Genomic DNA, 9,935 nt, shown 5'->3' with positions numbered 1-9,935 from the left:
GACACTCCGGTCGGCGGCCATCTGCATGCCGTACATGATGAGTTCGACGGACGCGGTGATGGCGTCGTTGCTGGCGATTGCCGGGTTGATGGGTGTGCCGCAGGAAGACCGCAAGAAGCTCTTCCACTGGTCCAACGAGATGGTCGGCGACCAGGATCCGGAGTTCGCCAGCAACGACGCCATCACCGCGTCCGTCGAACTCATCATGTACGGCATGCAGATGGCCGCCGACCGGACGGCGAATCCCGGCGAAGACCTCGTCACCAAGTTGGTCCAGGCGGACATCGACGGCCACAAGCTCTCCGACGACGAGTTCGGCTTCTTCGTCATCCTGCTGGCCGTGGCCGGCAACGAAACAACCCGCAACTCCATCACCCAGGGCATGATGGCCTTCACCGACTTCCCCGATCAGTGGGAGCTGTTCAAGAGGGAGCGCCCCGCCACCGCGGCCGACGAGATCGTCCGGTGGGCCACCCCGGTGACGTCGTTCCAGCGCACCGCGCTCGAGGACTACGAACTGTCCGGCGTGCAGATCAAGAAGGGCCAGCGGGTGGTGATGGTCTACCGCTCAGCCAATTTCGACGAGGACGTCTTCGACGACCCGTTCACCTTCAACGTCCTGCGCGACCCGAACCCGCACGTGGGTTTCGGCGGGACCGGCGCGCATTACTGCATCGGCGCGAACCTGGCGCGCATGACCATCGACCTGATGTTCAACGCCATCGCCGACGGCATCCCGAACCTGGAATCGATCGGGAAGCCCGAACGGCTCCGATCCGGCTGGCTCAACGGGATCAAGCACTGGCAGGTCGACTACCACACCGACGGCGCGAAATCCCCTGCCGCCCAGTAGCCTCAACTGCATGGCAACCCATCGAGCAGTTCACGTAGCGTCGGCCGGGGCACCGTTGGAACTGGTCGATGTCGAAACCAAGCCACCGGGACGCGGTGAGGCGCGGATAACCGTGACCGCGTGCGGAATCTGCGGCACGGACGCACACTTTGTCGCCGGTGGCTTCCCCGGCATGACGTGGCCGTTGACGCCCGGGCACGAAATCGCCGGGACGATAGCCGAACTCGGTGCGGGTGTGGACGGTTTCGCCGTCGGCGATCGGGTCGCGGTCGGGTGGTTCGGCGGGTGCTGCTACCACTGCGATGAATGCCGGAAAGGCCACTTCATCCATTGCGAGAACGGGAAGGTCCCCAGCTACCAATATCCAGGCGGGTACGCGGAATCGGTGACCGTCCCGGGGAGCGCGCTCGCTCGCATACCGGAAGGGCTTTCCGACGCGGAAGCCGCGCCGATGGGATGCGCCGGTGTGACCACCTATAACGCGCTGCGCCATACGAAGGCGGTGCCGGGCGACCGGGTCGCCATCCTCGGTGTCGGCGGGCTCGGGCACCTCGGGGTGCAGTTCGCCCGGGCGATGGGCTTCGAGACCATCGCCATCGCTCGCGGCACCGGCAAGGAGGGGGACGCCCGGAAGTTGGGCGCCCACCACTATATTGACTCCACCGCCACCGATCCCGCAGAGGCGCTGAAGGCCTTGGGTGGGGCCGCGGTCGTGCTGGCGACCGCGGGCAACTCGCCAGCGATGGCCGCGACCGTCGGCGGGATATCGCCGCAGGGCGAGCTCGTCACCATTGGCGTCACGCCGGAACCGTTGCCGATCAGTCCCGTCCAGCTCATCACACCCGGGATCAGCATCGTCGGGCATCCCTCGGGCACGGCGAAAGATGTTGAAGACACAATGCATTTCGCCGTGCTGTCCGGGGTGCGGGCCTGGGTCGAGGAACTGCCGCTGTCGCAGGCCGCCGAGGGCTACGCGGCGTTGGAGCAGGGACGCGCGCATTACCGCACGGTCCTGACGATGTGATCGCACATCGGCCCATGACCGACGAGTGGCGACTGGACGCGTCCGACGGCGAACTACTGCTTGCCACGGGAGTCCAGGGCCGCGCCGCCCGGATGGGGCACCGGCTCACGATCGCGATGACCCGCTGGCACGCCACCGTGAGCTGGGCCGGTTCCGAGCCGGCCGCGGTCGAGCTCGTGGTCGAAACCGACTCGCTTGAGGTGCTGCGCGGCGAGGGCGGTGTCAAGGGATTGTCCGCGCCCGAGAAGGCCTTGGTGCGGTCCAACGCCCTGAAGTCGTTGGATGCCAGCCGGTTTCCCGAGATCCGTTTCGTCGCACGGGCGGTCGACAAGACCGGCGATGGATACCGGCTCAGCGGCGAACTCACCGTGCGGGGGAAGACGCGGAACCACGTAATCGAGCTGCGGACAGAGGATCTCGGGGACGCGTGGCGCATGTCCACCGAGTCCACGGTCCGGCAGACGGACTACGGCGTCAAGCCGTACTCACTGCTGATGGGTTCGCTCCAGGTCGCCGACGACGTTGCGTTGTCCTTCACCGCGACACACGCGAAGGACGCCTGAGCGGTTCGACGTCAGGGCTGCGGCAGCGCGGGCGCCTGTGGCGCCGAGTCGCCCGTCGGCTCACCGGCGTCGGCCGGTATGTGCTCGAGAACCCTTGTCAGGTAGGGCTGCCGGGTGTCGGGTTCGGACTGCTGCACCTCTGGGGCGGCGGGTTCGGTAATCGGTTCACCGGCGGGCACCTTCGCCTGCGGGGTCAGCGGCGCGACGACCGGGGGCGGCGCCACGGCTTCGGCGATTTGTGGTGTGGGCGGCTGCACCGCGTGCCGTGGGCCAGGCTTGCTGGCCGGGGCCAACTGAATACCCACGGCGAGCGATAACGAGGAGACGAACGTGACCACACCGGCGGCCAGGGTGGTGACGGCGCCGGCGTATGAAAGCTTGCGCTGCGGTGCGGGCGGTGCGGCGGGCGCACTGTCCTGCATCACCAACTGCTCGTCGGTGAACTCGGTGCTGCGGGCGGCGGTCAGCGCCGCGCCCCGTGCGATGGTCACCTGCGCCATCGTTTGCACGAAAACCGGTACCGGCAGCGTCTTTTCGAGTTGCCAGGAGAAACCGTCGACGTCGCTCTGCGCGCCGACGACGACGACCCCGCCCGGCTGCCAGCCATTGCGGTCGAACATGCCGCTCAGCCAGCGGGTCAGGCCGTCGAAGCCGCCGCCCACCTGCTTGGTGGCCGTCCGTGTCTCCCCGTCGTGAGTGTCGACCATGGCAACGGTCGTCCCCTCACGTTCGAGCAGGCAGACGGCGGTCTGCTCGTAGCCGATGACCGGCGCGATGGCCTGGGCCAGTGTTTCGACCGCGTCGAGCGCACGGACCGGCACGACGTTGTCGAGGCCGGCGTCGGTAAGCGCTTCCAGCAGCAGTGCCGCCTGGGCGGACGCTTCGTCGTTCCAGGTAACCCCGATGACGCGCAGCCGGCGATCGCTGGCAGCCGCCTGCGCTTCCACCCGCAATACCTCGTCGGCTACTTGCTCTGCGGTACTGAGGGCGCGGACGCCGCGGCCTGGGACCAGCGCCATCTCCCGGTGGTCCAGGATGGTGCCGTCCGCGCCGTGTCCCTCAGCGAGGACCCACCCAATGGCGGTCGGCGTCACTGATAGCCCAAGTACCGTGTCCAAAACTTATGCCCCAATCGGTCCCGGACCTCCGACACCCTCACCGCACCGCGCGCACCAGTAATTCCCCTGGTGAGGTGGTTCGTGAGAGCCGGAACGGACCGAGAAAATGTGGTCTCCATCGGCTTGCTCCGTGAGAGCCTACGCGGTCGGCGCAAGTCCGGCTGCCCCGGTTCGGCTTCGCCCCCGGGCGACAACCGCCGCCCGCGGACGGGACGCGCCGGTGAGCGAGCGGCCCGCGGCGCCGCGAAACCGTCGCATGTTTCCGCCGTGATAAAGCTCTTGCGCACCGAATCGGCCTTTTCCGCGGCGGTTAGCCGTCGCGGGGCGGGCGCCCGTCACGGCGGGACCGAGAATGGGCCTTTGTGCCATTGAGTAAAACCCGGGCCCAGCCACCGCTGCCAGGCGTTTTGGACCGGTCCCCGGTGGTGCCGGGTGGCGAACCGGCCGGCCGGTAGGGCTGCCGTGCCCTAATCCGGGCCGCGAAATTGCCGGAAGAAAAGCGATACCAAATCGAGATGACACCGCGTCCCGATCGACATTCGGCCTATTCACCCGGTAAATTCCTGCTGAGACCGCCATCACATACGACAAGGGGCAGGTATGACAGAACTGAGCGAGAAGGTCCGGGCCTGGGGGCGCCGGCTATTAGTCGGTGCGGCAGCGGCAGCGGCCCTGCCGGGCCTGGTCGGTCTTGCCGGCGGCGCGCCGACCGCGGGCGCGTTTTCGCGCCCGGGTCTGCCCGTCGAGTATCTACAGGTGCCGTCCGCCTCGATGGGCCGCAACATCAAGGTCCAGTTCCAGAGCGGCGGAAGCGGCTCCCCGGCGGTGTACCTCCTCGACGGGTTACGCGCTCAGGACGACTACAACGGCTGGGACATCAACACGCCCGCGTTCGAGTGGTACTACAAGTCGGGTCTCTCGATCGTCATGCCGGTCGGCGGGCAATCCAGCTTCTACACCGACTGGTACCGCCCCGCGTGCGGAAAGGCCGGCTGCTCGACCTACAAGTGGGAAACGTTCCTGACCAGCGAACTGCCCGGGTACCTCTCGTCCGAGAAGGGTGTCAAGCCGAACGGCAGCGCCGCGGTCGGGATCTCGATGGCGGGTGCTTCCGCGATGAACCTGGCGAATTACCACCCGGCGCAGTTCGTCTATGCCGGGTCGCTGTCTGGCTACCTCAGCCCGTCCACGGGGCAGGGCTGGATAGGTTTGGCGATGGGCGACGCCGGCGGCTATAAGAAGGAAGACATGTGGGGGCCTGACAACGACCCCGCGTGGCAGCGTAACGACCCCTTGGTCAACGTCAACCTGCTTGTCGAACACAACACCCGGCTCTGGGTGTACTGCGGCAACGGGACTCCGAACGAACTGGGCGGTGCCAATTTGCCGGCCACGTTCCTCGAGAGCAACTTCATGATCGGCGTCAACAAGAAGTTCCAAGACGCCTACAACGCGGCCGGCGGCCACAACGCCGTGTTCAACTTCCCGCCCTATGGAACCCACAGCTGGGAGTACTGGGGCGCCCAGCTCAACGCCATGAAGGGCGACCTGCAGAGCAGCCTGGGTGCCACCCCCGGCGGCGGATAACCTCAGCTGTACCGAGCTCACCGCTGCGCCCGACGACGACGCCGTCGGGCGCAGCGGTGCGTTTCCCGCCCGATCAGCTCGGCCTGGCGAACTCGCCGGTGATATCGGTCCAGGCGGTCGCGTCCGCGCGGTGATCGGTCATGTTCCGGCATTCGCCGTAGACGCGCAGCACGCCCACATTGGGCTCGTCGTCGTGGCGGTAAACGATCACCGTGACGGCGTCCTTGGTAAACGTCGTGGCGAAGGCGTGATTGTTGGGCGGCAGGCCCTCGGTCCAGCCGTGGTCGGTCAGCGTTGCGGCGATTCGGGCGAAGTACATGTCGGCCCGCGGCGCGGCGGGCACCGAGAACGTCAGGTAGACCGCGCCTTGGTACGGCGGGTCGTCGCGGTTCTTGCACGACATCAGCGAGTAGCCGGCCGACGCCGTCCGCAAGGCCGCCGCGGCCACGACGTTCCGGGCCGATTGGACAACCTGAGTCCTCGACTGATCGTCACTCACCGGGCTGGCGGGATGGTCGAGGGCGTCGGCGGGCGTGGAATGCAGGCGGTCGATCATCAGGATCGCAGCGCCCAACAACAACGAAAGCGCCAGCGCAACCGCAATCAGCGCACGAATCTGCTTCGAACGCAACGACTTTCCGCGCTTCCCGCCAACGCGCTGCGGGCCGCGCCTGCCCATGATCGACGACATCAGCACTTCAGGCTAACTCCGAAGTGCCCCGCTGCCGCAGAATCATGGTCATGACCTGCCGCCGCATCAGCCTGACCGCGCGCTGCGGCGGCTTCGTCGGCGCGCTGGCCGTGTTCGTCGCATCGCCGGCGGCGGCGGACGACGCGGACGCGCTCACCGGGTTGGTCGACGCCGCCGCGCAGCGGTTGCAGATCGCCGAACCGGTGGCCGCGGTCAAGTGGCAAACCCACGGGCCTATCGAAGACCCCGACCGCGTCCAGCAAGAACTCGCGAAATTGGCAACCCAGGCCTCGGCCCGGCAAGTCGACCCCGACTACGTCACCAAGGTCTTCGGCGACCAGATCAACGCCACCGAGGGGATCGAATACCGCCGGTTCGCGGACTGGAAGCTCGATCCCGCGGGCGCACCGACCCAGTCGGCGGACCTGGCGGCGTCCCGGTCGGCGATCGACGACCTCAACCAAACGATGCTGAACCAGATCGTGGCCGACTGGGACCTCCTGCATTCGGCCGCCTGCCCCGCGCAGCTCGACCTCGCCAGGGACGGCGTCGTCCGCACGCGCCGGCTCGACGCCATCTACCAACGGGCGCTGGCGTTAGCAACCCGGTCATATTGCCAGCAATAATTTATTTTTTCCTCAACGGTTTCTAACACTTTCTTCCCGTGCCGCAATAAGGCCATTTCCGCAGCTGGAAGGCATATCTCGCACCATTTTCGAATAGGTAACGCTTTGGCCACAGCGGCCGAAATCCATCACATGAAAATTCTCTGCAAGCCTCTCGTCAAGTCCCTGGCGGTCGGCGGGTTCGTTGCAGCGTCGATAGCTTCGTCCACCGGTATCGCCACCTCCGCCCCCACCCCCAACTGGGACGCGGTCGCCCAGTGCGAGTCCGGCGGTAACTGGCACGCCAACACCGGCAACGGTGAGTACGGCGGACTTCAATTCAAGCCGGCCACCTGGGCCGCGTACGGCGGTGTCGGCAACCCGGCGGCCGCCACCAGGGAGCAGCAAATCGCCGTGGCCAACCGGGTTTTCGCCGACCAGGGCGTGGAAGCGTGGCCGAAGTGCGGCGCGCAATCGGGCCTGCCGATCGGTTGGTACTCGCACCCCGCGCAGGGCATCAAGGAGATCATCAACGGGCTGATCCAGGCGGCGGCTCCGCACTGACGATCAACCACCGTCGCGGTCTATGACCGAGCGGGAAGCTGTGTTTGGATCAGCGCATGGAAGGTTCGGCCACTGTTCATATGGCGGCGTCCGCGGACAAGATCTGGGATCTCATCGCGAACGTTCGCAATATCGGACGGTTCTCCCCGGAAGTGTTCGAAGCCGAGTGGCTGGGTGACGCAAGTGGCCCGGCCCTCGGCGCCAAATTCCGCGGCCACGTCAGGCGCAACGAGATCGGACCGGTGTATTGGACGACCTGCGAAGTCACCGCGTGCGAACCCGGCCGCGAATTCGGTTTCGCGGTGCTGCTCGGTGATCGGGCGGTCAACAACTGGCACTACCGGTTGGCGCCCAGCGGCGGCGGCACGGACGTGACCGAGTCGTTCCGGCTCAACCCCGCCCCCTGGCTCGGCCTCTACTGGCTGTTCGGTGGCTTTCTGCGCAAGCGCCGCAACGTCCGCGACATGACCAAGACGCTGAACCGCATCAAAGATGTGGTCGAGACGGGCTGACGCGCAGTGACATCGGTCTTCATCACCGGCGCGGGCAGCGGCATGGGCCGCGAGGGCGCAAAGCTCTTCCACGCCAAGGGCTGGCGGGTCGGTGCCGTGGACCGCAACGAGGACGGCTTGGCCACGCTGCGCGACGAACTGGGCGGCGACCGGCTGTGGACGCGCCGCGTCGACGTCACGGACAAGGCGGCCCTGGAGGGTGCCCTGGCCGACTTCTGCGCCGGCAACACCGGCGGCGGGCTCGACATGATGTGGAACAACGCCGGCATCGGCGAATCCGGCTGGTTCGAGGACGTGCCCTACGAGGCCGCCATGCGCGTCGTCGACATCAACTACAAGGCCGTGCTGACCGGCGCCTACGCGTCGTTGCCATATTTGAAGGAGACGCCGGGCAGCCTGATGTTTTCGACGTCGTCCTCGTCCGCGACCTACGGGATGCCGCGCCTCGCGGTCTATTCGTCGACCAAGCACGCGGTCAAGGGCCTGACCGAGGCGCTCAGCGTCGAGTGGCAGCGACACGGCGTCCGCGTCGCCGACGTGCTGCCCGGTCTGATCGACACCGCCATCCTGACCACGACGACTAATCACTCCAACGACCGCCGCGCGCCGATGACGGCGGAGGAGCTGCGCGCCACCGCGCCCAAGAAGGGCATGCTCCGATTGATGCCGGCGAGCAGCGTCGCGGAAACCGCGTGGCAGGCTTACCACCACCCGAAGCGGTTGCATTGGTACGTGCCCAAGAGCATTCGGCTGATCGACTTCTTCAAGGGTCTGAGTCCGGAGTTCGTGCGACGCAGCATCGTCAAGTCCCTGCCCAGGATGATGCCGGATCGGCAGTGAAGGAGGTGAACCGGTGCGAAACCGGTTACTCGCGGTTGTCGTCCTCGTGATCGCCGGTTTCGGCCTCGCGGGGTGCGGTCAGGCCCAGACCACGCCGCGGAAAGCGGCCCGCCTGACCATCGACGGCGCCACGCACAGCACGCGGCCGCCGTCGTGCAGCCAGAACCAGCAGTACCGCACCATCGACATCAAGGACCGCGACGGCGCCGTCGAGGCCGTGGTGCTCACCAGTGGTTACCGGGTGATGCCCCAGTGGGTGAAGATCCGCAACGTCGACGGGTTCACCGGCAGCTTCTGGGAAGGCGGGGTGGGCGACGCGCACGCCGAGGTCACCAACGACGCGTACACGATCACCGGCAGCGCCTACGGCATCAACAGCAGCAACCCGAACAAGGTCATCACGACCGACTTCAAGATCATCGCCGAGTGCTGACCCGGTCAGGGATTCGGGCCTAGGCTCGGAAGACATCGATCGTTGGAGGGGGCGGTGAAGGAACGACTGCACTGGTTGGCGATGCACGGTTTCATCCGGGGCGTCGCGACGCTCGGGGTCCGGCGGGGAGACCTGCACGCCCGGCTGATCGCCGATCCGGCGGTGGCCGCCAATCCGGTGGCCTATTACGACGAACTGCGGGCCGCGGGCCCATTGGTCAAGGGCCGCGTCAGCTACCTGACGGCCGATCATGCGCTCGCCCACGAGCTGCTGCGTTCCGACGACTTCCGCGTGGTGATGTTCGGCGCGAATCTGCCGGGGCCGTTGCGATGGTTGGAGGGCCGCACCCGCGACGACCTGCTGCATCCGCTTCGCGCGCCGTCGCTGCTCGCCGTCGAGCCGCCGGACCACACCCGGTATCGCAAGACGGTGTCGGCGGTGTTCACTCCCCGGGCGGTCGCCGCGCTGCGGGACCGCGTGGAGCAGACCGCCACCGAGCTGTTGAACCGGCTGGCCGCCGAGTCCGGCGCCTCCCAGGTCGTCGACATCGTGGGGCGGTACTGTTCGCAGCTGCCGGTCGCGATCATCAGCGACATCCTCGGCGTACCCGAGCCGGACCGGCGGCGGGTGCTGGAGTTCGGTGAGCTCGCCGCGCCGAGTCTCGACATCGGGCTGACGTGGCAGCAGTACCGCAGTGTGCAGCGAGGGCTGGCCGGCTTCAGCTCCTGGCTCGACGAGCATCTGAGCCGGCTGCGGCGCGCCCCGAGCGACAATCTGATGAGCCAGCTGATTCAGATAGCCGAAAGCGGCTCTGCCGAGACATATTTGGACTCCAACGAGCTGCAGGCGATCGCCGGGCTGGTGTTGGCGGCCGGATTCGAGACCACGGTCAACCTGCTGGGCAACGGGATCCGCATGCTGCTGGACGCGCCCGACCGCCTCGACACCCTGCGGCGCCGCCCCGAGCTGTGGCCCAACGCCGTCGAGGAGATCCTGCGGCTGGAGTCGCCGGTGCAGCTGACCGCACGGGTGGCATTGGGCGACGTCGAGCTGGCCGGCCAGCGGCTCCGGCGCGGCGACCTGGTGCTCGTCTATCTCGCCGCCGCCAACCGCGACCCGTCCGTCTTCGCGGATCCGCACCGCTT

Annotated in this window: 12 protein-coding genes; 10 read left to right on the top strand and 2 right to left on the bottom strand. The window is 67.1% G+C overall.

What is annotated here, in order from left to right; translation table 11 throughout:
- The 3 genes from A9X03_RS23635 to A9X03_RS23625 form a co-directional block, all read left to right on the top strand.
- Positions 1 to 853: cytochrome P450 (locus tag A9X03_RS23635; RefSeq protein ID WP_231975449.1), on the top strand; the 853-nt coding region annotated here is incomplete at its 5' end.
- A gap of 10 nt (positions 854 to 863) precedes the next feature.
- A complete protein-coding gene (locus A9X03_RS23630; protein ID WP_067750052.1) occupies positions 864 to 1,877 on the top strand; it encodes an alcohol dehydrogenase catalytic domain-containing protein in 1,014 nt (337 codons plus the stop codon).
- Positions 1,878 to 1,891: 14 nt separating this feature from the next.
- Positions 1,892 to 2,440: a YceI family protein gene (locus A9X03_RS23625; protein WP_067750050.1), complete on the top strand. Its 549-nt coding sequence runs from the start codon at positions 1,892 to 1,894 to the stop codon at positions 2,438 to 2,440.
- Positions 2,441 to 2,451: 11 nt separating this feature from the next.
- On the opposite strand, the gene A9X03_RS23620 is transcribed toward A9X03_RS23625, so the two are convergent.
- On the bottom strand, positions 2,452 to 3,558 hold the full coding sequence (locus A9X03_RS23620) for a hypothetical protein (RefSeq protein ID WP_068263284.1): 1,107 nt from the start codon (positions 3,556 to 3,558) through the stop codon (positions 2,452 to 2,454).
- 600 nt (positions 3,559 to 4,158) lie between these two features.
- Between A9X03_RS23620 and A9X03_RS23615 the strand changes: the two genes are divergently transcribed.
- The gene (locus A9X03_RS23615) at positions 4,159 to 5,145 is read left to right on the top strand and encodes an esterase family protein (RefSeq protein ID WP_067750046.1); all 987 of its coding nucleotides are present in this window, start codon (positions 4,159 to 4,161) and stop codon (positions 5,143 to 5,145) included.
- 73 nt (positions 5,146 to 5,218) lie between these two features.
- Here A9X03_RS23615 and A9X03_RS23610 read toward each other — a convergent pair whose 3' ends face one another.
- Complete coding sequence (locus A9X03_RS23610; protein WP_197498852.1) at positions 5,219 to 5,836, bottom strand: hypothetical protein; 618 nt, start codon at positions 5,834 to 5,836, stop codon at positions 5,219 to 5,221.
- A gap of 44 nt (positions 5,837 to 5,880) precedes the next feature.
- On the opposite strand from A9X03_RS23610, the gene A9X03_RS23605 reads away from it, so the two are divergent.
- From A9X03_RS23605 to A9X03_RS23580, 6 genes are all read left to right on the top strand, one after another.
- A complete protein-coding gene (locus tag A9X03_RS23605; protein ID WP_067890370.1) occupies positions 5,881 to 6,462 on the top strand; it encodes a chorismate mutase in 582 nt (193 codons plus the stop codon).
- 132 nt (positions 6,463 to 6,594) lie between these two features.
- Entirely contained in the window at positions 6,595 to 7,005 is a 411-nt protein-coding gene (gene rpfC, locus A9X03_RS23600) for a resuscitation-promoting factor RpfC (RefSeq protein ID WP_197498608.1), read from the top strand.
- Between the two features lie 38 nt (positions 7,006 to 7,043).
- Entirely contained in the window at positions 7,044 to 7,517 is a 474-nt protein-coding gene (locus A9X03_RS23595; protein ID WP_197498853.1) for an SRPBCC family protein, read from the top strand.
- 6 nt (positions 7,518 to 7,523) lie between these two features.
- The gene (locus A9X03_RS23590; protein ID WP_068263281.1) at positions 7,524 to 8,357 is read left to right on the top strand and encodes an SDR family oxidoreductase; all 834 of its coding nucleotides are present in this window, start codon (positions 7,524 to 7,526) and stop codon (positions 8,355 to 8,357) included.
- Positions 8,358 to 8,370: 13 nt separating this feature from the next.
- Positions 8,371 to 8,790 (top strand): lipoprotein LpqH, encoded by a 420-nt coding sequence (locus A9X03_RS23585; RefSeq protein WP_067750038.1) that lies wholly within the window; start codon positions 8,371 to 8,373, stop codon positions 8,788 to 8,790.
- Between the two features lie 54 nt (positions 8,791 to 8,844).
- The coding region (locus A9X03_RS23580; protein WP_068263279.1) for a cytochrome P450 at positions 8,845 to 9,935 on the top strand (1,091 nt) is incomplete at its 3' end.

Source organism: Mycobacterium sp. E1715, assembly GCF_001667625.1.
Taxonomy (GTDB): domain Bacteria; phylum Actinomycetota; class Actinomycetes; order Mycobacteriales; family Mycobacteriaceae; genus Mycobacterium.
Note: the sequence above shows the minus strand (reverse complement) of the source record. Positions and strands in the feature narration are given on the sequence as shown.

What these genes read in the sequence shown, in the direction of transcription:
- rpfC (WP_197498608.1), top strand. Translation starts at nt 6,595, where the DNA reads ATGAAAATTCTCTGCAAGCCTCTCGTCAAGTCCCTGGCGGTCGGCGGG.
- A9X03_RS23605 (WP_067890370.1), top strand. Translation starts at nt 5,881, where the DNA reads ATGGTCATGACCTGCCGCCGCATCAGCCTGACCGCGCGCTGCGGCGGC.
- A9X03_RS23615 (WP_067750046.1), top strand. Translation starts at nt 4,159, where the DNA reads ATGACAGAACTGAGCGAGAAGGTCCGGGCCTGGGGGCGCCGGCTATTA.
- A9X03_RS23610 (WP_197498852.1), bottom strand. Translation starts at nt 5,836, where the DNA reads ATGTCGTCGATCATGGGCAGGCGCGGCCCGCAGCGCGTTGGCGGGAAG.
- A9X03_RS23625 (WP_067750050.1), top strand. Translation starts at nt 1,892, where the DNA reads ATGACCGACGAGTGGCGACTGGACGCGTCCGACGGCGAACTACTGCTT.
- A9X03_RS23630 (WP_067750052.1), top strand. Translation starts at nt 864, where the DNA reads ATGGCAACCCATCGAGCAGTTCACGTAGCGTCGGCCGGGGCACCGTTG.